Below are 20,191 nucleotides of genomic sequence, written 5' to 3'. Positions count from 1 at the left end.
CCGTAAAATCGCGGGTCAAATTCTATCGGGCGCACCCAGATGCCCCCGGCAGCCCCCTCACCCCTTGACCGCCGGCCCGAACGGGCCGCTCGTGTGCCATGACCTCGAACACCACCCCTCTCTCCTACAAAGACGCCGGCGTTGACATTGACGCGGGTGATGCACTGGTTGAGCGCATCAAGCCCCTGGCCAAGAAAACGATGCGCGAGGGCGTGATGGCCGGCATTGGCGGCTTCGGCGCCCTGTTCGAGGTGCCCAAGCGCTACCAGGAGCCCGTGCTGGTGAGTGGCACCGACGGCGTGGGCACCAAGCTCAAGCTGGCGTTTGAATGGAACATGCACGACACGGTGGGCATCGACCTGGTGGCCATGAGCGTGAACGACGTGCTGGTGCAGGGCGCCGAGCCCCTGTTCTTCCTGGACTACTTCGCCTGCGGCAAGCTCGACGTGGACACCGCCGCCGCCGTGGTGGGCGGCATCGCCAAGGGCTGCGAGCTCTCAGGCTGCGCGCTGATTGGTGGCGAGACCGCCGAGATGCCCGGCATGTACCCCGTGGGCGAGTACGACTTGGCCGGCTTCTGCGTGGGCGCGGTCGAGAAGAGCAAGATCCTCACCGGCCAGAACGTGAAGCCCGGCGACGTGGTGCTGGGCCTGGCCTCGCATGGCGTGCACTCCAACGGCTTCTCGCTGGTGCGCAAGTGCATCGAGCGCGCGGGCGCCAACCTGCCCGCCACGCTGGACGGCATGCCCTTCAAGGAGGCGGTGATGCGCCCCACCCGCCTGTACGTGAAAAACGTGCTGGCCGCCCTGGCGAAGCACCCCATCAAGGCACTGGCCCACATCACCGGTGGCGGCCTGCTGGAAAACATTCCGCGCGTGCTGCCCGAGGGCACCGGCGCCCACCTCAAGAAGGGCAGCTGGCCCCAGACCGAGCTGTTCGCCTGGCTGCAGAAGACCGCCGGCATCGACGACGTGGAAATGAACCGCACCTTCAACAACGGCATTGGCATGGTGGTGGTGATTGCGGCCGACCAGGCCGCCGCCTGCGCCGCCACCCTGCGCGAGCTGGGTGAGACCGTGTATGAGATCGGCACCATCGGCGAGCGCGGCACGGGCGCGCCCGTCACCGTGTCCTGAAACGCACGAAACCTGTCGTTAGACGGGTGGCCCGCGGCGAGCCCATCGCCGCAAAATGCGGACATGCCTCAGGAGACTGACATGTCCGTTTGTGCTTCTTCGCCTCAGATCACCCGCGCCCGCGAGTTCACCGCCGAGCGCAGCCTCTGAGGGTCGGCACCCGCACAGGCTGAAGCGCTCAAGCCGGCGGCTGCAGCAACACCTCGGACGGCAGCACGTGCACGCCGGGCTGGGCCACGATGGCGGCGCGCAGCAGGTGCTGGGCAATGGACTCGGCCGGCACCACGCGCCAGCGACGCGGTAGCAAGGGTTGCAGCAGCCCCGTGAGCACCACGGCCAGGCGCTCCAGCGGGCGGCTTTCGGCGCGGGCACCCCCAATCAGGCCGGGCCTGACCAGGGTCAACGAGGCGAAGCCCACGGCCTGCAGGTCGCGCTCGGTCTCGCCCTTGGTGCGCGAATAGAACACCCGCGAGCCGGCATCGGCCCCCAGCGCTGAGTTGAAAGCCATGCTGCGCGCACCATGGCGTCGCGCCAGGTAAGCCACCTCCAGCACGGCGTCGTGGTCCACCTGATAGAAGGCCTGTTGTGAACCGGCTTGGCGCAAGGTGGTGCCCAGCGTGCACACCAGCGCGTCCACCGCCCACCACTCGGCCTGCGTCGGCAAGCGGCGAAAGTCCACCACCGGGTTGAGCAGCTTGGGGTGTGCGGGCAGCGGTCGGCGCGTGGGGGCCACCACCTGTGCCACGCGCGGATCGGCCAGGGCCTGCTGCAGCACGTGCCCACCCACCAGGCCAGTGGCGCCCACCAGCATCAGGCGACTCATGGGCGGCGCCCCTCCAGGCGCTCGAGCAGCTCGCGGTACTGCGGCAGGCGTGGCCCGCCCAGGGCCACGGCGCGGCGGGCCGCGTCACGCGCGGCGTCGCGGCGGCCCAACTCCAGGCGCACCTGGGCCAGGTTGTTCCAAGCATCGGCGAAGTCGGGATGGGCCTGCACGGTCGCCTCGTAGGCTTGCGCGGCTTGCGCACGCTGGCCTTGGGCATACGCGGTGTTGCCCATGCCCAGCATCATGATGCGATGCCCGGGCCAGCGGCGCAGCCCGGCCGCGTAGGCACTGCGGGCGGCGGCCACGTCCGACCGCTCCAGGGCGGCCACGGCATTGGCCCAGCCATCGGCGGTGGCGGTCACGGGAATCTGGTCGGGTGCGCTCACGCGCAGACCCCAGTGTTCAGAGCGGGCCCAGGTGCGCTCGAAGGTGGACAAGGCCATGGGCATGCGCGCGGTGGTGCCCGAATGCAGCACGATTTCTTCGCGAGCGCGGTCGTAGCCGATGGCCACGGCGTAGTGCCACTGCGGCGCGAACGCCAGGCCCAGGTTCAGCAAGACCAGCACCGGCTGCCCGGCGGCCAGTTCGGTGAGCAAGGCCTTGAGCTCGGGCGCGACGGGATAGGCCACCAGGCCCTGGCGCCGGGTCGCGGCCTGCATTTCGGCCTGCAAGGCACCCTGGCGACCGGGCAGGTAGACCTGCGGGGTGAGCTGCTCGGGCGTCACGCGCTTGCCCGCGGCCTGCGACACCATGGCCAGGGTGGCCGGGCCGCAGAGGAAATCGTCTTGCGGGAAGAACGGCACCTTGGGCAGCAGCACCTGCGCCGGCAAGCCCGTGGGCCAGGCCTGCTGCAACTCGGCCACCGGAGGTGGCGCCGCGCAGCCGGCCAACAGCGCCACAGAAAGCACAACCCCCGCCAGGGCGGGGGTTGCGGCGTGAGGACGCCAGGGCGTCATCGGATCGGGCGGGTGAAGGGGTAAACCTTGGTGAAGCCCAGGATGTCCGTGACCAGCAGGATCAGGAACACCGTGAACAGCACCCCCACCACACCGGCACCGGCCGGGGCCTTGTCCACGCGGTCGGCCAGCTGGGCCACCTCGGCGTCCGACATGGCCTGCACGCGGGCGATGGCGTCGTCGGCGCTCACGCCCTGCTCGGTCAGCGATTTGCGCACGTCTTCGCGGGCCAGGAACTGGGTCACGCGGTCACGGTTGGCCTGTCCGGCGGGGGTCACCAAGGCCTGCTCGGTGCCGACGATGGCGGCCTGTGCAGACAAGGGCACGCTGGCCAGGGTCATGCAGGGAATGAGGGCAGCGGCCACGATGCGGTAGAGAGATTGGGTCATGGTAGGAATGCTTGTTGTGGGGATCGGGCGATGTTCGTCGCCCGAGCGGCCGCGCGTCAACCGGTCTTACACGCCGAAACAAGCGCCCGGCGCAGCACCCTTAGCTCAGGGCGCGGCGAAGCTCTTGCATCCGGCGCTCGATGGCGTCGCGGTCCATCGTGTCCTCGGTGTGGGCCACGTAAATCTCCAGGTCGCTCACCGCTTGCCGGGGATCGCCCATCTCGGCCCAGGCCAACCCCCGATCGCGGTACTCGATCCAGGCGTCAGGCAGCAGCACGAGCAACCTGTCTTGCACCGCAATCAATCGCAGCCAATCTTCTTGCGTGCGATGAATTTCCTTCAAATTACGCAACATCCGGGCCAGGATGTCGCGCGAATTGGCGGGCTGCAGGTACAGGCCAACCGGCACGTCGTAGTCGTCCACCAGGCCCTGGCGCCGCTTGTAGGGCTCAAGGCGCTCGGACAGGTCTTCCCGGCTGAGAGACTGGCCAGTGAAGGGATCGATCACCACCTGTCCGTTGGGCAGGTTCACCTTCACCATGAAGTGCCCCGGGAAGTTCACGCCCCGCGCCTTCAGGCCCATGCCCTGCGCCAGCTCCAGCCACAGAAGGGCCAGGGTGATGGGAATGCCACGCCGCGTGCGCAGGATGACATTGAGGTAGCTGTTGTCCGGGTCGTAGTAGTTGTTGACGTTGCCGCCGAAGCCCATGTCCCGGAAGAAAAACTGGTTCAGCAGGCGCAGACGCTGCATGGGGCCGGCGTCTGTGGGGCAGCGGCGGCGCAACCGAGCCACCATCTGGTCCACGTCGCCCAGCACCTGCTGCACGTCCAGGTCGGGGTATTCGTCTTGAGCGACCGACACCGCTGCCTCGAAAAGGGGCAGTGCGTCGTCGTCCCCCACCAGCATGGCGAAATACGCCAGCGGCGTGATGGACGGAGGCTCAAAGGGCAAGGACATGGGTGCGACGGGCGATAGGCCCGCGTCATTTTCGGACGAACTGCCGAAGATGCAAACCCGAGAGCAGCAAGGTCACAAAATAAACCACCACCGCCCCCAGCACCACCAGGCCCAGCGTGACCACCCGCATCAAGGCCCGGCCCTCGAAGCCAGTCCAGGCAATGTGCGAGTTGAGCCACATCAAGTAAACCGCCAGCAGGGCGCTGGCTGCAATCACCTGCAGGGCAAACCGCGACCAGCCCGGGGCCGGGCGGTAAGCCCCGCGGCGCACCAACCCGATCAACAGGAAGAGCGCATTGACCATGGCGCCCAGGCCAATGGCCAATGCCAGGCCCGCGTGGGCCAGGTGCGGCACCAGCACCACGTTGAGCAATTGCGTGAGCACCAGCACCCCGATGGCGATCTTCACCGGGGTGCGGATGTCTTGTCTGGCGTAGAAGCCTGGGGCCAACACCTTGATGGCGATCAGGCCCAGCAAACCCGCCCCGTAGCCCATCAGGGCCACGGCGGTCTGCTGCACATCGGCCGCGCTGAACTTGCCGTAGTGATAAAGCACCGCCACCAGCGGCTGCGCAAAGGTGAGCAACGCCACCGCGCAGGGCACCGCCAGCAGCACCACCAGGCGCAAGCCCCAGTCGAGGAGGCCGCTGTAGCGCTGCGTGTCACCGGCGGCCTGCGCCGCGGCCAGCTGCGGCAGCAGCACCACGCCCAACGCCACGCCGAGCATGGCGGTGGGAAATTCCATCAGGCGATCGGCATAAGTGAGCCAACTCACGCTGCCCACCACCAAATGCGAGGCGATCTGGGTGTTGATCAGCAACGAGAGCTGCGCCACGCTCACGCCCAGCAGGGCGGGCAGCATCAAGGTGGTGACGCGCCGGGTGCCCGGGTGGGCCCAGGCGGCTTTCAAGGCCGACCACCGCCAGCCCACGCGGGGCAGCAAGCCCAAGCGATGCAGTGCGGGGACCTGCACCCCCAGTTGAAGGGTGCCGCCCAGCAGCACGCCGCCGGCCATGGCGTAAATGGGGTTGATGCCCATCGAGTCAAACCAGGGGGCGCCCCAGGCGGCGGCCGAAATCATGGCAACGTTCAGCAGCACCGGCGTGGCCGCGGGCACGGCGAAGCGTTTCCAGGTGTTCAGAATGCCGGCCGCCAGCGCCACGAAGGACATGAAGCCGATGTAGGGAAACATCCACCGCGTCATGACCACGGCGGCCTCGAAACCCTCGGGCGACTGCTTCAAGCCAGAGGCCATGGCGTACACCAGCACCGGCGCGGCCAGCACACCCAGCACACAAGTGAGCGTGAGCGCCCAGGCCAGCACGGTGGCGATCTGGTGAATCATCTGCCGCGTGGCGTCCTCGCCCTCTTTTTCGCGAGCGGCGGCCAGCACGGGCACAAAAGCCTGACTGAAAGCGCCCTCGGCGAACAAACGCCGCAAGAGGTTCGGAATGCGAAACGCCACGTTGAAGGCGTCGGTCAGCGCGCTGGCGCCAAAGGTTGAGGCGACGAGCAGCTCTCGCGCCAGACCGGTGATGCGCGAGGCCAGCGTCAGCAGCGAAACGAGGGAGGCGGACTTGAAGAGCGACACCCGGGCAGTGTAACGAGCCCCCGTGACGGCCCCGGGCGAGTCTGGGCAGGCTGGCGAGCGCGGGCTATAATGCTCGGCTTTGCTGGCAACATCCACAAACACTTAAGGAAACTACCATGGCAACCAAGCCGAAGAAAAAGAACCCCCGCCTGGCGTCCGGTCGCAAGCGCGCCCGCCAAGACGTCAAGCTGAACGCCGCGAACTCGTCGCTGCGTTCGAAGTACCGCACCTCCGTCAAGAACGTCGAGAAGGCTGTTCTGTCTGGCGACAAGGCCAAGGCCACCGAGCTGTTTGCCAAGATGCAAGCCGTGGTGGACGCCGTTGCCGACAAGGGCATCTTCCACAAGAACAAGGCCGCTCGCGACAAGAGCCGCCTGTCCGCCAAGGTCAAGGCTCTGGCCGCGGCCTAAGCCTTACCCACCAGTCGCCCTGGCCCTTCTCGGGCCTGCCGTTTGAACCGGGTGCGCTGCCAGCAAAGCAAGAAGCCGTCGCAAGACGGCTTTTTTGTTGCCTGTTCGCGGCGACTTGGCGTCAATGTCCCGCCCCGTGGCGAAAAAAAAGCCGCTGGTTAGGCGGCCGGTGGATCGGGCAGAAGGCAGGCTTCTATCACCTGCAACTCGTTGTCTTTGGCGAAGTTCATGCAGAAGTCCCAGGCCATGGGCTCGGCTTCGCGCAGGTCGCTGTGCACGACCACGCACTTCACGCCATTGAGCGTGGTGGGCACGCACCAGGGGGAGTAGCTGAGGTGGCTGCCGGGCTGGGCACCACCGGGTCGAAACTGGCTCATGACGCCGGCCAAGCGCTCCGCCCAGTCGCTGGGCCGGAAGGTGCGTCCACCACGGGTGATGCCCTGGATGAACACTTGCTTGGCGGTAGGTGAAGCCATTCGGAATGCGCCGTCGGATGGAGGGCTGAGGGGTAAACGATAACCGGTTCGACACCACGGGGATCACCCGCCGTCGAAACTCGGTATTGTATCTTATATAAGACTTGGCCCTGGGGATAACCCGAGTCTGGGGTGCGGCATCGCACCGATGCGCTAGTGTCATGGATGGCCTGCCGGGCTGCCCCTAAAATGCCCCTTCAACGGCTCAACCTGCTGGCATCAGGCGTTGAGCCGCTTCTTTTTTCGGGCATCCCTCGCCCTGTTGACCGGAGTTCCGCATGACCGCTGCCTCGCACACCGCCGCCTCGCCCCACGTGATGAACACCTACGGCCGACTGCCGATCGCGATGTCGCATGGTCGAGGCTGCCGCGTGTGGGACGTCAACGGCAAGGAGTACCTGGACGCGCTGGCCGGCATCGCGGTGAACACCCTGGGCCACGCCCACCCCAAGCTGGTGCCCGCGCTGCAGGACCAGGTGGCCAAGATGATCCACTGCTGCAACTACTACCACGTGCCCGACCAGGAAAACCTGGCGCGCCTGCTGGTGGAGCGCTCGGGCATGAGCAATGTGTTCTTCTGCAACAGCGGCCTGGAAGCCAACGAGGCGGCCCTGAAGCTGGCGCGCAAGTACGGCCACGACAAGGGCATCGAGCGCCCCGAGATCGTGGTCTACGAAAAGGCCTTCCACGGCCGCTCCATTGCCACCCTGTCGGCCACCGGCAACCCCAAGGTGCAGGCCGGCTTCGGCCCGCTGGTGGAGGGCTTCGTGCGCGTGCCGGTGAACGACATCGAATCGCTGAAGAAGGCCACCGAGGGCAACCCCAATGTGGTGGCCGTGTTCTTCGAGACCATCCAGGGCGAAGGCGGCATCAACCCCATGCGCGCCGAGTACCTGCGCCAGGTGCGCGCCCTGTGCGACGAGCGCGACTGGCTCATGATGATTGACGAGGTGCAGTGCGGCATGGGTCGCACCGGCAAGTGGTTTGCCCACCAGTGGGCCGGCATCGTGCCTGACGTGATGCCCCTGGCCAAGGGCCTGGGCTCCGGCGTGCCGGTGGGCGCGGTGGTGGCCGGCCCGAAAGCCGCCAACATCTTCCAGCCCGGCAACCACGGCACCACCTTCGGCGGCAACCCGCTGGCCATGCGCGCGGGGGTTGAGACCATCCGCATCATGGAAGAAGACGGCCTGCTGGCCAACGCCGAGCGCGTGGGTGCCCACCTGAAGGCGGCGCTGGAGAAGGGCCTGGCAGGTCAGGCCGGCGTGAAGGAAATCCGCGGCCAGGGCCTGATGATCGGCATCGAGCTGGCCAAGCCCTGCGGCGTCATCACCCAGCGCGCGGCCGATGCCGGCCTGCTGCTGTCCGTCACGGCGGACACGGTGGTGCGCCTGGTGCCCCCGCTGATCATGACCACCGCCGAGGCCGACGAAGTCGCCGCCATCCTGCTGCCCATCATCCACGCCTTCCTGGCCGAGTAATCCCCACGGAACACGCCATGACGATCCGCCACTACCTCCAGTTCAAGGACCTCAGCGCCGACGAATACGGCCACCTGCTGCAGCGCGCCGCCTTCATCAAGGGCAAGTTCAAGGCCTTTGAGAAGTACCAGCCCTTTGCCGACCCCGACCGCACCCTGGCCATGATCTTCGAGAAGGCCAGCACGCGCACCCGCGTGAGCTTTGAGGCCGGCATGTATCAGCTCGGCGGCTCGGTGGTGCACCTGACCACCGGCGACAGCCAGCTTGGCCGCGCCGAGCCCATCGAAGACAGCGCCCGCGTGATCAGCCGCATGGTGGACATCGTGATGATCCGCACCTTCGGGCAAGACAAGATCGAGCGCTTCGCCGCGCACTCGCGCGTACCGGTGATCAACGGCCTGACCAACGAGTTCCACCCCTGCCAGATCCTGGCCGACCTGTTCACCCTGGTCGAGCACCGCCCCGCCGCCAGCGGCAACCCGCTGGACGCCATTCGCGGCAAGGTGGTGGCCTGGGTGGGCGACGGCAACAACATGGCCAACACGTGGCTGCAGGCCGCCGAGTTGCTGGGCTTCACCGTGCACGTGAGCACGCCCAGCGGCTACGAGGTCAACCCCGAGCTGGCCGGCATCACCGACCGCAACTGCTTCAAGGTCTTCCAAGACCCGCGCGAGGCCTGCGCCGGTGCCGACCTGGTGACCACCGACGTGTGGACCAGCATGGGCTTCGAGGCCGAGAACGAAGTGCGCCGCGCCGCCTTCGCGCAATGGTGCGTGGACGAAGCCATGATGGCCGTGGCCAAGCCCGACGCCCTCTTCATGCACTGCCTGCCCGCCCACCGCGGCGAAGAAGTCACCGGCGAAGTGATCGACGGCCCGCAAAGCGTGGTGTGGGATGAGGCTGAAAACAGGATGCACGTGCAAAAGGCACTCATGGAGTACCTGTTGCTGGGACGTCTGGCGTAACGCAGCCTACCCTCACCTTCACCACCAACGGCCGGGCAATGCCCGGCCCTTTTGTTTGACCATGCAAGCCTTGCTCGACGCCATCGCCACGATGGACCGCCCCACCGATGCCCAGCGCCTTTTCCACGGGCGTGGTGGCCTGCACCCGGGCTGCGAGCACTGGACGCTCGACGCCTACCCGCCCGTGTGGGTGCTGACCAGCTTTGCGCCGGTGAGCGAGGCAGACCTCGCCACCGTGGGCGAGGCCCTGCAAGCGCGCTGGGCGCAGATCGCGCCGGGCGAGCCGCTGAACTGGGTGTTCCAGAGCCGGGCCGAGGCCCGCAGCGAGACGCGCCTGATGGCCGGCAGTGTGCCCGACCCGCACGTGGTCACCGAAGACGGTGCGCGCTACCTGGTGCACGTGCTGCGCGGCCAGAACCACGGCCTGTTCCTGGACATGGCCGAAGGCCGGCGCTGGGTGCGCCAGCACGCGGCCGGGCAGAAGGTGCTCAACCTCTTCGCCTACACCTGTGCCTTCTCGGTGGCGGCGCTGCAAGGTGGCGCGCGGCAGGTGGTGAACCTGGACATGAGCGGCGGGGCCATTGCCATCGGCCAGCAGAACCACGCGCTCAATGGCCTGGCCGGCGCCAGCTTTCTCGCGCACGACCTGTTCAGCACCTGGGGCAAGGTGAACCGCCTGGGCCCGTATGGCCTGGTGATCGTTGACCCGCCCAGCTACCAGAAGGGCAGCTTCGTGGCCACGAAAGACTACGCCCGCGTGCTGCGCCGCCTGCCCGATTTGCTGCGCCCGGGCGGGCATGCGCTGCTGTGCCTGAACGCCCCCGAGCTGGGCCCCGAGTTCGTGCAAGACACCATGCGCGAGACCGCGCCCGAACTGGTGTTCGAGCAGCGCCTGCCCAACCCGAGCGCCTTTGCCGACATCGCCCCCGAGCGTGCGCTCAAGGTGCTGCTGTACCGCGCGCCCGACCTGCCACCCCGCCCCACCGCCCCATGACCGCCTGCACCACCTGTGGCGCCTGCTGCGCCTGCTTTCGCGTGGACTTCTCGGTTCACGAACTCGACGACTTTGGCGGCCACGTGCCCTCGGGCCTGGCCGTCGAGCTGAACGACACCCTGGCCCGGCTGCGCGGCACCGACCACGCCCGTCCGCGCTGCGCCGCCCTCACCGGGCGCGTGGGCGAGAAGGTGGCCTGCGGCATCTACGAGTGGCGGCCCAGCCCCTGCCGCGAATTCGAGGAAGGCAGCGAGGCCTGCGACCGGGCGCGCCGCCAGCACGGGCTGCCGCCACTGAACGCCTGAGGCTTGCCATGTCGGCCTGCCAGAATTGCGGCGCCTGCTGCCAGAGCTACCGGGTGGAGTTCGCGGTGTACGAGCTCGACACCCTGGGCGGCACGGTGCCAAGCGAACTGACGGAAGAGGTCAATGGCGTGACCTGCCGCATGCGCGGCACGGGGCAGGTGCCCATTCGCTGCGTGGCGTTGCGGGGCGGCGCGGGCCAGCCCTTTGCCTGCGGCATCTACGCGCAGCGGCCGCGCCCCTGTGCCGAACTGCAAGAAGGCAGCTACGCCTGCCACAAGGCCCGGCAACGGCATGGGCTGCCACCGCTGGGCGAAGCGCCGGTGGTCTGAGCCCCCGGGCGATTTCCGGCCCTGTTGGAATTAACCGACACCACGGGTTTCGGGCCGGTGCTACTTTCGCCGCCCATGAAAACGCTTTGGGACATTTCGCCTGCGGTGCACGCGGCCGCGCCGGTCTTTCCCGGTGACACGCCCTACTCGCAAACCTGGGTGGCCAGCATCGGCCCAGGCTGCCCGGTGAACGTGAGCGCCATCACCCTCTCGCCCCACGTAGGCGCCCACGCCGATGCCCCGCTGCACTACGACCCGACGGGCGCGCCCATCGGCGAGGTGCCGCTGGAGACGTTCATCGGCCCCTGCCGCGTGGTCCACGCCATCGGCTGTGGGCCGCTGGTGCGGCCCGAGCACCTGCGACACGCGCTGGACCACTTGCCGCCGCGCGTGCTGGTGCGCGTGTACGAGCGCCAGCCCACCGATCGCTTCGACGACGCCCTGCCCGCCTTCGCACCCGAGACCATCGCCCTGCTGGCCGACCTGGGCGTGCGCCTGGTGGGCATTGACAGCGCCAGCGTCGACCCGGCCAGCAGCAAGTCGCTGGAGAGCCACCAGGTGCTGCGCGAGCGCGGCCTGCGCGTGCTGGAAAACCTGCTGCTGGACGACGTGCCCGAAGGCGACTACGAACTCATCGCCCTGCCCTTGAAACTGACCACGGCCGACGCCTCGCCGGTGCGCGCCGTGTTGAGAAAGCTGCCATGACCACCACCCTGCAAGACTGCCAAGCCCTGGACGCGCAAGACCCGCTGCGCCCGCTGCGCGACCTGTTCACCCTGCCGCCGGGCACCATCTACCTGGATGGCAACTCCCTGGGCGTGATGCCCGCCGCCGCCCCGACCCGCGTGGCCGATGTGGTGACGCGCGAGTGGGGGCAAGACCTCATCAAAAGCTGGAACCAGGCCGGCTGGTTCGAGGCCCCGCGCAAGGTGGGCGACAAGATCGCCCGCCTGATCGGCGCCACGCCAGGCACGGTGGTGGCCACCGACAGCACCTCGGTCAACCTGTTCAAGGTGCTCAGCGCCGCGCTGCGCCAGAGCGCGCAAGACCGGCCGGGGCGCTGGCGCATCGTGAGCGAGCGCAACAACTTCCCCACCGACCTCTACATCGCCGAGGCCCTGTGCAAAGACAAGGGCTGGGAGCTGGTGCTGGTAGAGCCCGAAGAGATCGGGGCCCACCTGGACGATCGCCTGGCCATCCTGATGCTCACCCACGTGAACTACCGCACCGGCGCCATGCACGACATGGCCGCCGTCACGAAAGCCGCCCACGACGCGGGCGCGCTGGTGGTGTGGGACCTGGCGCACAGCGCGGGCGCGGTGCCGGTGGACCTGACGGGCGCCGAGGCCGACTTCGCCGTGGGCTGCGGCTACAAGTACCTCAACGGCGGCCCGGGCGCCCCGGCCTTTGTGTGGGTGAACCCGCGCCACGCCGACCGCTTCTGGCAGCCCCTGTCGGGCTGGTGGGGCCACGCGCAACCCTTTGCCTTCACGCCCGATTACCAGCCCGCGCCCGGCATCGCGCGTTACCAGTGCGGCACCCAGCCCATGATCAGCCTGGCCGCGCTGGAGTGCGGCGTGGACACGGTGCTGGCGGCCGAGCCACTGGGCGGCATGGCCGCGCTGCGCGCCAAATCGCTGGCGCTCACCGACCTGTTCATTGAACTGGTGAACGGGCGATGCGCCGGCCATGGGCTTGAACTTGTCACGCCGAAGGATCACGCCCACCGCGGCTCGCAAGTCTGTCTGTCCCGGGACACCGGCGCCTACGCCATCGTGCAGGCGCTGATCGCGCGTGGCGTGATTGGTGACTTCCGTGCCGGCGACGGCCAGCGCCACCCCGACATCCTGCGCTTTGGCTTCACGCCGCTTTACCTGGGCTTTGCCGATGTGTGGCACGCCGTGGAGCACCTGCGCCAGGTGCTGGAAAGCGGCGAATGGCAGCGTCCCGAGTTCCACCGCCAGCACGCCGTCACCTGAGGAGAGCCGCATGTGCCCGCACGCCAACCCGTCCCCCGCACACCGCACCGAGGCCATCGTTCAGCAAGAAGGCGCGCAACTCGACTTCAGCCGCGACATGAGCTATGGCGACTACCTGCAGCTCGACCGCATCCTGGCGGCCCAGAAGCCGCTGTCGCCGGCCCATGACGAGATGCTCTTCATCGTGCAGCACCAGACCAGCGAGCTGTGGATGAAGCTCATGCTGCACGAGCTGCACGCCGCCGTGCGCCATGTGGCGCAAGACGAGCTGCAGCCGGCCTTCAAGATGCTGGCGCGCGTGTCCAAGATCATGGAACAACTGGTGCACGCCTGGGACGTGCTGGCCACCATGACACCGCCCGAGTACAGCGCGGTGCGGCCCTACCTGGGCAAGTCCAGCGGCTTCCAGAGCCACCAGTACCGCTGCATCGAGTTCATGCTGGGCAACAAGAACGCCGCCATGCTCAAGCCGCACGCCCACCACCCCGACCGCATCGCGGCGGTGCAGGCGGTGTACGAGGCACCTTCGCTGTACGACGAGTCGCTGCGCCTGCTGGCGCGGCGCGGCCTGCCTGTGCCGGCCAGCCACCTGCAACGCGACTGGACTCAGCCCTACGAGGCCAGCGACGCCGTGGAACAAGCCTGGCTGGCCGTGTACCGCGACCCCAAGGCCCACTGGGACCTGTACCAGCTGGGCGAAGAACTCACCGACCTGGAAGACGCCTTCCGGCTCTGGCGCTTTCGCCACCTCACCACGGTGGAGCGGGTGATTGGCTTCAAGCGCGGCACCGGCGGCACGGGCGGCGTGAGCTACCTGCGCCAGATGCTCGACGTGGTGCTGTTCCCCGAAATCTGGCACCTGCGCACCGCGCTCTGAGCGCGGCGCACAGCAAGGGCGAGAAGGGGCGAGATGGGGCGCATCAGCCCCCGGGCTTGATCTGGTTGCGCCGGATCACGTCCGCCAACACGGGGGTTTCGGCCTGAATGCGCCGCGCCAGGCCCTCGGCGTTGGTGCCGGCCACCGTCCAGCCCTGGGCCAGGATTTTTTCGCGAATCTCGGGGCGGCGCACGATGTCCACCAGCAGCGCCGAGAGCTTGGCCACGTGCGCCTTGGGCAGGCTGTTGGGCGCGGCCACCGCGTTCCAGATTTCCAGTTGCAGGTTCTGCACCCCGGCCTCCGACAGGCTGGGCACATCGGGCACCACGCTGCTGCGGCCCGGCGAGGTAACGCCGATGGCGCGCAGCTTGCCGCCACGCACCTGGGCCATGGCCAGGCCTGGGGGCAGCAAGGCCATTTGCACCTGGCCACCGATCATGGCGGTGATGACCTGCGGGTTGCCGGGGTACGGCACGTGCACCGGCGCGAGCTTGGCGCGCGACTTCAGCACCTCCATGCCCAGGTGGGCCACCGTGCCCACGCCGGGGCTGCCGTAGTTCCACTTGTCACCGGCCTGGCGCGCGGCGGCCAGGAAGGCCGCGCCGTCGGCCGGGGCCGACAGGGGCGCGGTGAGCACCAGCGGGGCGGTGGCCAGCAGGGAGACCGGCGTCAGTTCCTTGAGCGGGTCGTAGGTGGCGTCGGGGTTGAGGATCTTGGCGATGGTGAGGTTGCCGTTGATCATCAGGCCGATGGTGTGGTCATCGGTGGCGCGGGCCACGGCGGTGGCGCCAATGTTGCCGCCGGCACCGGGGCGGTTTTCCACCACCACGGGCTGGCCCAGGGCCTGGGCCAGTGGCTCGGCGATCAGGCGGGCCATCAGGTCGGGCGACGAACCGCCAGGGAAACCCACCACGATCTTCAGCGGGCGATTGGGCCAGGTGGCCGCCTGGGCGGGCAGCGCGCTGGCGGCCACCAGCGCGGCGGCCGTGGCGATCAGGTGGCGGCGGTTGGGGTGTCGGGTCATGAAGGGGTCTCCTGTGGTGTGGGGGTCAAGGCTGTGGCTCAGGCTTGGGCGGCCCGCCGTACAGCCAGGGATTGTCCAGCAGGCGCTCGCGCAACAAGGCCATGGCGCTGTTGCGCCCCCAGCGCACCAGGCCGGTGGCGTGAAACACGCTGCCATTGCGACGCGACTGGGCCTGCACCCGCGCGTTGCGGCGCCAGCGCAGCGCGGCGTAGCGCTCGAACACGCCCGGCCAATCGATGGGGTGCTGGTGCCGGTCGACCAGCTTGCCCAGGGTCCAGGCGTCTTCCAGGGCCATGGCCGCGCCCTGCGCCAGGTAGGGCTGCATGGGGTGGGCGGCGTCGCCCAGCAGGGCCACGCGGCCGCTGGCGTGCTCGCCAGGGCCGGCCATGGGCGCGCGGTCGTGCAGGGCCCACAGGCTCCACTGGGGCACGGCCTCGATCATGCCCAGCAGGTCGGCGTGCGCCGCCCCCAGCAAGGCACGCAACTCGGCATGGCCGGCCTCGTGGTACCAGCCGCGCGGGTCCACCGGGCCCAGCGCCGCTTCGCGCATCGCGGCCTGCACCACCACCACCACGTTGAAGGCCTCGCCCCGGCGCACCGGGTAGTGCACCACGTGCAGCCTGGGCCCCAGCCAGGCGGTGACCACCGGCGTGCGCAAGCCCACCGGCAGATCGCGGGTGGGCACCAGGCCACGGTAGGCCAGGTGGCCAGTGGGCGCGGCCGGCGCGTCGCCCAGCAAGGCAGCACGCACGCGGCTCCAGACACCATCGCAGCCCACCAGGGCATCGCCCATCAGGGCTTGGCCGTCTTCCAGCGCCACCGAAACGCCGCTGGCCGATGGCGCCATGCCCTGCAGCCGCGCCCCCAGCACCAGCTCGGCCGGCGTTCGCGCACGCACGGCGCCCAAGAGCATGGCGTGAAGATCGGCACGGTGCACAGTGGCATAGGGCTGGCCATAGCGCGCCAAGGCCACCGGGCCCAGGCGCAACTGGCCCAACAGGCCGCCACCGCCGGCGTCTCGCACGCGCAGCGCATCGGGAAAAGCCGCGCACGATTGCAGCGCATCGGTCAGCCCCCATTGGGACAAGACCCGCACCGCGTTGGGGCCCAGTTGCACACCGGCCCCCACCTCACCGAACGATTCGGCCTGCTCCAGCACCGTCACCGGCACGCCTGCCCGGCCCAGGGACAGCGCGCACGCCAAGCCCCCAATGCCACCACCTGCCACCAACACCCGTCTGTTCATTGGGGCATGGTACCGAGAGGGCAATGCCGTGGCGTTGACGTGGGTCAGGCCCGGGCCAGACTGAGCCCCAAGACCTCACACCACGCGGTTGAACCACCACAGCGACAGGCCGGCCGCCCCCAGCACCAGCACGCCAGCCAGCAAGGCCAGCAGGCCGGCCACCTCGGTCTCTTTTTTCTCCACCGTCAGGCGGGTGCTCAGCGTCTCGTAGACCTTGCGCAAGCCCTCGGCGGTGCCGGCGTAGAAGTACTCGCCCACGGTGGTGCGGGCGACCTCTTTCAAGGTGTCCTCGTCCAGCCGCACGCGCATGGACCAGCCCTCAAAGCCGATCACCTCGCCGTCCACCGTGCCCACGCCCACGGTGTACACGCGCACGCCGCGATCGGCCGCCATCTTGGCCGCCTCCATCGTGTCCACGCCGGTGGTGCGCTGGCCGTCGGTGAGCAGGATGATGGCCGCCGAACCGTAAGAGCCCGGCGCCACCGGGGTGAAGGCATTCTCTTCGCTGCGCGGCTGGTCAATGGCGCGGCCCTTGGGCGCGAAGGGATCGCTGGAGCGGTTGAACACCATCTGCCCCACGTCGATTCCCTGGTTGGGGAACAGCTCGGCCAGCGACACCACGATGGCGCTGCCGATGGCGGTGGCGCGCTGCAGTTGGAACTTGTCGATGGCCGCCACCAGGTCTTCGCGACTGAGCGTGACGGGCTGCACCACCTGGGCCGAACCGGCGAAGGCCACGATGCCCACCTTCACGTGGCGCGGCAGCTCGGCCAGAAAGGCCTTGGCCGCGTTCTGCGAGGCCACCAGGCGGTTAGGCTGCACGTCCTCGGCGCGCATGCTGCCCGACACGTCCATGGCCAGGATGATGGTCTGCTGGGTGGACGGCAGGTAGAGGGTGGTCACCGGCCGCGCCGCGGCCACCATAAGCGCGGCCAGGGCCAGCGCGATCAGGGCGGGGGGCACGTGGCGGCGCCAGCCAGCGCCCCGGCCCATGGCCTGGCGCACCAGGGCCAACTGGGCGTACGGCAGGGCCTGGCGGCTGCGGCGGCGCAAGAGCCAGAAGTAGAGCCCCACCAGCAGGGGCAGCAGCGCCAGCAGCCACAGAAACTGCGGCCAGAGAAAGCTCACGGGCAGGTTCATGGTCGGGCTCCTTGGGTGCCGCGAGCGGCTGTGCCGGGCAATCGCACGCGGCGGTGGCGCAGGTCAACGAAGCGGCGCAGCGCCTCGGCCAGGTCGTCGTCGGTAGACAACTCCAGCGTGTCAACGCCCGCGCGCGCCAGGCCTTCGCGCAACTGCGCCTCGCGCTGCGCGGCCAGGCGGGTGAAGCGCTGGCGAAAGCCGGGGTCGCTGGTGTCCACCAGCAGTTGCTCGCCGGTCTCGGCATCGCGAATCGGGATCAGGCCCAGGTTGGGCAGGTTCAGCTCCAGCGGGTCCAGCAGGCGCACGGCCACCACGTCGTGGCGGCGGGCCAGCTCGCCCAGGGGCTTTTCCCAGCCGGGCTCGCTGATGAAATCGGACACCACGAACACGGTGCTGCGCTGGCGCAGCGTCAGCCCGGCCGAGCGCAGCAGCGTGCCCAGCTCGGTGGGGCCAGGGGCGCGGGCAGGCGCATCGGCCAGCAGCAACTGCAGCAGGCGAAGAACGTGCAGGCGCCCGCCCCGGGCCGGCAGCACCGCGTCGGCCCCGCCCGAGCCGCGCCCGCCGTAGAGCATGGCGCCCACGCGGTTGCCGTGGCGGGCCACCAGGCGGGCCAGCACCACGGTGAAATCGCGCAGTACCTCGCGCTTGCGCTGGTTGCCCGAGCCGAAGTCCACCGAGGGGCTGAGGTCCAGCAGAAACCAGGCGGCCATTTCGCGGTCTTCGGTGAACACGCGCACATGGGGCTGCTGCAGCCGGGCGGTCACGTTCCAGTCGATGTGGCGCACGTCGTCGTGCAACTGGTACTCGCGCAGGTCGGCCAGGTCCAGCCCGGTGCCGCGCATCACGGTGCGGTGGTCGCCCTGCAGCCAGCCGTCCAGGCGCTTGAGCACCGTCCACTCCAGGCGGCGCAGCAAGGCCTCGGCGCGCACCGCAGGGGCGGCGGCCACGGGCGGCGGTGGCGTGGCCTGGGCCGGGCGTGAGAACAGGCGGCGCCACATGGCTTGCCCCTCAGGCCACGCGGGCCTCGGCCTCCAGCGGGCGCGGCGGCGGGGCGATCTGTTTCATGATGCGCGCCACCAGGGCATCGCTGCTCAGGCCCTCGGCCAGGCCTTCGTACGACAGCACCACGCGGTGGCGCAGCACGTCGGGCACGAGGTCCACCATGTCTTCGGGCAGCGCATAGCGGCGCCCGCGCATCAGCGCCAGGGCGCGCGCGCCTTCCACCAGCGAGATGGTGGCGCGCGGGCTGGCGCCGAAGGTGATGAGGCGGCCCATGTCCTTGAGGCCATGGCGCTCGGGCTGGCGCGTGGCCGACACCAGGCGCACCGCGTACTGCACCAGCGAGGGATCGACATACACCTCGCGGCACTGGGCCTGCAGGGCCGCGAGTTGCTCGGTGCTGGCCACCGCCTGCACGGCGATGGCGGGGCCGGTGACGCGCTCGACGATGGCCACCTCTTCCTCGTCGCTGGGGTAGTCCACCGTCACCTTCATCATGAAACGGTCCACCTGGGCCTCGGGCAGCGGGTAGGTGCCCTCGGTCTCGATCGGGTTTTGCGTGGCCATCACCAGAAAGGGCTCGGGCACGCGGTGGCTTTCGCCGGCGATGGTGACCTGCCGCTCCTGCATCACCTCCAGCAGCGCGCTCTGCACCTTGGCCGGCGCGCGGTTGATCTCGTCGGCCAGCAAGAGGTTGGCGAACACCGGGCCCAGGGCGGTGCTGAAGTCACCGGTCTTCTGGTTGTACAGGCGGGTGCCCACCAGGTCGGCCGGCACCAGGTCGGGCGTGAACTGGATGCGCTTGAAGCGCCCCTGCACCACCTGGGCCAGGGTCTTCACGGTGAGGGTCTTGGCCAGGCCAGGCACGCCCTCCACCAGCAAATGCCCCTGGGCCAGCAGCGCCACCATCACGCGCTCCAGAAACCGGTCTTGCCCCACCACCACGCGCTTGACCTCGTAGAGGATGCGCTCCATCAGTTCGGCGGTGTCGGGGGTCTGGGATAGGTCGTCCATGGTGCCTCCAAAAAATCAGTTGACACCCAGCGGGGGGCGCGAGGATGCGTCGTCGAGAGCCACCGCCGGGCCGGCTTTGCCGGACGGCTGGTGCCGCCCCCTTGAGGGGGTAGCGCGGAGCGCTGCGGGGGTGTTCATGCGCTCTTTCAGAAAGGGGGCAGCCCGGCCGCCGTGGCCGCGCTTTCGATGGGCACCGCAAAGCCGATGCCCAGAAAGGTTTTGTGCGAGGTGGGGTTGAGGATGCCGGTGACGATGCCCACCACCGCCCCATCGAGCGTGACCAGCGGGCCGCCCGAGTTGCCGGGGTTGGCGGCGGCGTCGAACTGAATGAGGTTGCCGATCTCTTGCTGCCCCTCGGGCGAGCGGAACGAGCGCCCCTTGCCCGACACCACCCCGGCCGACACCGAAGGCCCGATGCCGAAGGGAAAGCCCACCGCCACCACCGCGTCGCCGGGCAGCAAATCGTCGGTGGAGCGCATGGTGGCGGCCTTGAGGTCATCGGGCACGGTGTGGGCCTGCAGCACCACCAGGTCTTGCTCGGGCCGCGCGCCCACCACCGAGGCGCCCGATTCGGTGCCATCGGCAAAGGTCAGGCGCACGCTGCGCGAGCCTTGCACCACGTGCAGGTTGGTGAGGATCAGGCCCTTGTCCACGATGACCACGCCGGTGCCCACGCCCAACTCCACTTCTTGCCCCTTGGCGTTGCGGCCCAGCGATTGCACGTGCACCACCGACGGCGCCACGGCGGCGGCCGCGCGGGCCTGGGGCGAGGGCAGCACCTCGGTGCTGAGGGTGCGCAGTACGGCTTCGTCAATGGCCTTTTGGGTGAGGGGCGCGGGGGCGTGCTGCAGGCGCCACCCCAAGGCCAGCACGGCAGCGGCCAGCAGGCCGATCACGCCCCACAGCGTGGCCGGGTGGCCCAGGCGGCGGGCCCAGGCGCCAGGGCGCGGCCCGCGCGCGGCCGCCGCCTCGGGCGGGACGGCGGGCATTGGCGGTTCACCGGGCGGCGTCGGGGCCGTGGGCGGGCGCGACGCGCTGTACAAGGCAGGTCTTCGCATGGCGGCCCCTGTTGACGGCGGACAGGGCCATCATGCCGCGAGAC

22 protein-coding genes are annotated in these 20,191 nt (G+C 69.1%); 10 read left to right on the top strand and 12 right to left on the bottom strand.

Annotated features, from left to right (window positions below):
• The first annotated feature begins 98 nt into the window (after nt 1–98).
• Nucleotides 99–1,136, top strand: coding sequence for a phosphoribosylformylglycinamidine cyclo-ligase (gene purM / locus ACE3RQ_RS00970; RefSeq protein ID WP_374519003.1), 1,038 nt, complete (start codon nt 99–101; stop codon nt 1,134–1,136).
• A gap of 178 nt (nt 1,137–1,314) precedes the next feature.
• On the opposite strand, the gene ACE3RQ_RS00965 is transcribed toward purM, so the two are convergent.
• The 5 genes from ACE3RQ_RS00965 to murJ all read right to left on the bottom strand — a co-directional run bounded on the left by ACE3RQ_RS00965 (nt 1,315) and on the right by murJ (nt 5,853).
• A complete protein-coding gene (locus tag ACE3RQ_RS00965; protein WP_374519001.1) occupies nt 1,315–1,959 on the bottom strand; it encodes an NAD-dependent dehydratase in 645 nt (214 codons plus the stop codon).
• Nucleotides 1,956–2,858, bottom strand: coding sequence for a PA2778 family cysteine peptidase (locus tag ACE3RQ_RS00960; RefSeq protein WP_374518999.1), 903 nt, complete (start codon nt 2,856–2,858; stop codon nt 1,956–1,958). The genes ACE3RQ_RS00965 and ACE3RQ_RS00960 overlap by 4 nt, the downstream gene beginning before the upstream one ends.
• A 53-nt stretch (nt 2,859–2,911) precedes the next feature.
• On the bottom strand, nt 2,912–3,304 hold the full coding sequence (locus tag ACE3RQ_RS00955) for a PA2779 family protein (protein ID WP_374518997.1): 393 nt from the start codon (nt 3,302–3,304) through the stop codon (nt 2,912–2,914).
• Between the two features lie 100 nt (nt 3,305–3,404).
• On the bottom strand, nt 3,405–4,262 hold the full coding sequence (locus tag ACE3RQ_RS00950; RefSeq protein ID WP_374518995.1) for a SirB1 family protein: 858 nt from the start codon (nt 4,260–4,262) through the stop codon (nt 3,405–3,407).
• A 25-nt stretch (nt 4,263–4,287) separates the two neighbouring features.
• Entirely contained in the window at nt 4,288–5,853 is a 1,566-nt protein-coding gene (murJ, locus tag ACE3RQ_RS00945) for a murein biosynthesis integral membrane protein MurJ (protein ID WP_374518993.1), read from the bottom strand.
• Nucleotides 5,854–5,969: 116 nt separating this feature from the next.
• Between murJ and rpsT the strand changes: the two genes are divergently transcribed.
• Nucleotides 5,970–6,263 (top strand): 30S ribosomal protein S20, encoded by a 294-nt coding sequence (rpsT, locus tag ACE3RQ_RS00940; protein WP_374518991.1) that lies wholly within the window; start codon nt 5,970–5,972, stop codon nt 6,261–6,263.
• Between the two features lie 158 nt (nt 6,264–6,421).
• Here the strand turns inward: rpsT and ACE3RQ_RS00935 are convergent, their stop codons facing one another.
• Nucleotides 6,422–6,739 carry a DUF3579 domain-containing protein gene (locus ACE3RQ_RS00935; RefSeq protein ID WP_374518989.1) on the bottom strand — a complete coding sequence of 106 codons (318 nt, stop codon included), beginning with the start codon at nt 6,737–6,739 and terminating at the stop codon, nt 6,422–6,424.
• Between the two features lie 278 nt (nt 6,740–7,017).
• On the opposite strand from ACE3RQ_RS00935, the gene ACE3RQ_RS00930 reads away from it, so the two are divergent.
• From ACE3RQ_RS00930 to kynA, 8 genes are all read left to right on the top strand, one after another.
• A complete protein-coding gene (locus ACE3RQ_RS00930) occupies nt 7,018–8,217 on the top strand; it encodes an aspartate aminotransferase family protein (protein WP_374518987.1) in 1,200 nt (399 codons plus the stop codon).
• 17 nt (nt 8,218–8,234) lie between these two features.
• Nucleotides 8,235–9,182 (top strand): ornithine carbamoyltransferase, encoded by a 948-nt coding sequence (argF, locus tag ACE3RQ_RS00925; RefSeq protein WP_374518985.1) that lies wholly within the window; start codon nt 8,235–8,237, stop codon nt 9,180–9,182.
• Nucleotides 9,183–9,243: 61 nt separating this feature from the next.
• The gene (locus ACE3RQ_RS00920) at nt 9,244–10,176 is read left to right on the top strand and encodes a class I SAM-dependent methyltransferase (RefSeq protein ID WP_374518983.1); all 933 of its coding nucleotides are present in this window, start codon (nt 9,244–9,246) and stop codon (nt 10,174–10,176) included.
• Complete coding sequence (locus ACE3RQ_RS00915) at nt 10,173–10,481, top strand: YkgJ family cysteine cluster protein (protein ID WP_374518981.1); 309 nt, start codon at nt 10,173–10,175, stop codon at nt 10,479–10,481. The genes ACE3RQ_RS00920 and ACE3RQ_RS00915 overlap by 4 nt, the downstream gene beginning before the upstream one ends.
• A gap of 8 nt (nt 10,482–10,489) precedes the next feature.
• Complete coding sequence (locus ACE3RQ_RS00910; protein WP_374518979.1) at nt 10,490–10,810, top strand: YkgJ family cysteine cluster protein; 321 nt, start codon at nt 10,490–10,492, stop codon at nt 10,808–10,810.
• A 75-nt stretch (nt 10,811–10,885) separates the two neighbouring features.
• Nucleotides 10,886–11,515, top strand: a complete 630-nt coding sequence (kynB, locus tag ACE3RQ_RS00905) for an arylformamidase (protein WP_374518977.1) — start codon at nt 10,886–10,888, stop codon at nt 11,513–11,515.
• Nucleotides 11,512–12,789 (top strand): kynureninase, encoded by a 1,278-nt coding sequence (kynU, locus tag ACE3RQ_RS00900; protein WP_374518976.1) that lies wholly within the window; start codon nt 11,512–11,514, stop codon nt 12,787–12,789. Before kynB ends, kynU begins: the two co-directional genes overlap by 4 nt.
• Before the next feature lie 10 nt (nt 12,790–12,799).
• The gene (gene kynA / locus ACE3RQ_RS00895) at nt 12,800–13,666 is read left to right on the top strand and encodes a tryptophan 2,3-dioxygenase (RefSeq protein ID WP_374518974.1); all 867 of its coding nucleotides are present in this window, start codon (nt 12,800–12,802) and stop codon (nt 13,664–13,666) included.
• Nucleotides 13,667–13,709: 43 nt separating this feature from the next.
• Here the strand turns inward: kynA and ACE3RQ_RS00890 are convergent, their stop codons facing one another.
• From ACE3RQ_RS00890 to ACE3RQ_RS00865, 6 genes are all read right to left on the bottom strand, one after another.
• Nucleotides 13,710–14,690, bottom strand: coding sequence for a Bug family tripartite tricarboxylate transporter substrate binding protein (locus tag ACE3RQ_RS00890; RefSeq protein WP_374518972.1), 981 nt, complete (start codon nt 14,688–14,690; stop codon nt 13,710–13,712).
• A 25-nt stretch (nt 14,691–14,715) separates the two neighbouring features.
• Entirely contained in the window at nt 14,716–15,936 is a 1,221-nt protein-coding gene (locus tag ACE3RQ_RS00885; protein ID WP_374518970.1) for an FAD-dependent monooxygenase, read from the bottom strand.
• A gap of 75 nt (nt 15,937–16,011) precedes the next feature.
• Nucleotides 16,012–17,064 carry a VWA domain-containing protein gene (locus ACE3RQ_RS00880; RefSeq protein ID WP_374519672.1) on the bottom strand — a complete coding sequence of 351 codons (1,053 nt, stop codon included), beginning with the start codon at nt 17,062–17,064 and terminating at the stop codon, nt 16,012–16,014.
• An 8-nt stretch (nt 17,065–17,072) separates the two neighbouring features.
• On the bottom strand, nt 17,073–18,074 hold the full coding sequence (locus ACE3RQ_RS00875) for a DUF58 domain-containing protein (protein ID WP_374518968.1): 1,002 nt from the start codon (nt 18,072–18,074) through the stop codon (nt 17,073–17,075).
• A 10-nt stretch (nt 18,075–18,084) separates the two neighbouring features.
• A complete protein-coding gene (locus ACE3RQ_RS00870) occupies nt 18,085–19,089 on the bottom strand; it encodes an AAA family ATPase (RefSeq protein WP_374518966.1) in 1,005 nt (334 codons plus the stop codon).
• A 146-nt stretch (nt 19,090–19,235) separates the two neighbouring features.
• Nucleotides 19,236–20,147, bottom strand: coding sequence for a S1C family serine protease (locus ACE3RQ_RS00865; protein WP_374518964.1), 912 nt, complete (start codon nt 20,145–20,147; stop codon nt 19,236–19,238).
• Nucleotides 20,148–20,191 lie beyond the last annotated feature (44 nt).

This window comes from Hydrogenophaga sp. (assembly GCF_041913525.1).
GTDB lineage: Bacteria > Pseudomonadota > Gammaproteobacteria > Burkholderiales > Burkholderiaceae_C > Hydrogenophaga.
This window is presented reverse-complemented; position numbering and strand designations above follow the sequence as displayed.

Excerpts from the sequence above, each read along its gene's own strand:
- ACE3RQ_RS00885 (WP_374518970.1), bottom strand. The coding sequence starts at position 15,936 with ATGAACAGACGGGTGTTGGTGGCAGGTGGTGGCATTGGGGGCTTGGCG.
- kynU (WP_374518976.1), top strand. The coding sequence starts at position 11,512 with ATGACCACCACCCTGCAAGACTGCCAAGCCCTGGACGCGCAAGACCCG.
- ACE3RQ_RS00930 (WP_374518987.1), top strand. The coding sequence starts at position 7,018 with ATGACCGCTGCCTCGCACACCGCCGCCTCGCCCCACGTGATGAACACC.
- rpsT (WP_374518991.1), top strand. The coding sequence starts at position 5,970 with ATGGCAACCAAGCCGAAGAAAAAGAACCCCCGCCTGGCGTCCGGTCGC.
- ACE3RQ_RS00870 (WP_374518966.1), bottom strand. The coding sequence starts at position 19,089 with ATGGACGACCTATCCCAGACCCCCGACACCGCCGAACTGATGGAGCGC.
- ACE3RQ_RS00935 (WP_374518989.1), bottom strand. The coding sequence starts at position 6,739 with ATGGCTTCACCTACCGCCAAGCAAGTGTTCATCCAGGGCATCACCCGT.
- ACE3RQ_RS00920 (WP_374518983.1), top strand. The coding sequence starts at position 9,244 with ATGCAAGCCTTGCTCGACGCCATCGCCACGATGGACCGCCCCACCGAT.
- ACE3RQ_RS00965 (WP_374519001.1), bottom strand. The coding sequence starts at position 1,959 with ATGAGTCGCCTGATGCTGGTGGGCGCCACTGGCCTGGTGGGTGGGCAC.
- ACE3RQ_RS00890 (WP_374518972.1), bottom strand. The coding sequence starts at position 14,690 with ATGACCCGACACCCCAACCGCCGCCACCTGATCGCCACGGCCGCCGCG.
- ACE3RQ_RS00955 (WP_374518997.1), bottom strand. The coding sequence starts at position 3,304 with ATGACCCAATCTCTCTACCGCATCGTGGCCGCTGCCCTCATTCCCTGC.
- kynA (WP_374518974.1), top strand. The coding sequence starts at position 12,800 with ATGTGCCCGCACGCCAACCCGTCCCCCGCACACCGCACCGAGGCCATC.
- ACE3RQ_RS00950 (WP_374518995.1), bottom strand. The coding sequence starts at position 4,262 with ATGTCCTTGCCCTTTGAGCCTCCGTCCATCACGCCGCTGGCGTATTTC.
- purM (WP_374519003.1), top strand. The coding sequence starts at position 99 with ATGACCTCGAACACCACCCCTCTCTCCTACAAAGACGCCGGCGTTGAC.
- ACE3RQ_RS00865 (WP_374518964.1), bottom strand. The coding sequence starts at position 20,147 with ATGCGAAGACCTGCCTTGTACAGCGCGTCGCGCCCGCCCACGGCCCCG.
- argF (WP_374518985.1), top strand. The coding sequence starts at position 8,235 with ATGACGATCCGCCACTACCTCCAGTTCAAGGACCTCAGCGCCGACGAA.
- ACE3RQ_RS00910 (WP_374518979.1), top strand. The coding sequence starts at position 10,490 with ATGTCGGCCTGCCAGAATTGCGGCGCCTGCTGCCAGAGCTACCGGGTG.
- kynB (WP_374518977.1), top strand. The coding sequence starts at position 10,886 with ATGAAAACGCTTTGGGACATTTCGCCTGCGGTGCACGCGGCCGCGCCG.
- ACE3RQ_RS00875 (WP_374518968.1), bottom strand. The coding sequence starts at position 18,074 with ATGTGGCGCCGCCTGTTCTCACGCCCGGCCCAGGCCACGCCACCGCCG.
- ACE3RQ_RS00915 (WP_374518981.1), top strand. The coding sequence starts at position 10,173 with ATGACCGCCTGCACCACCTGTGGCGCCTGCTGCGCCTGCTTTCGCGTG.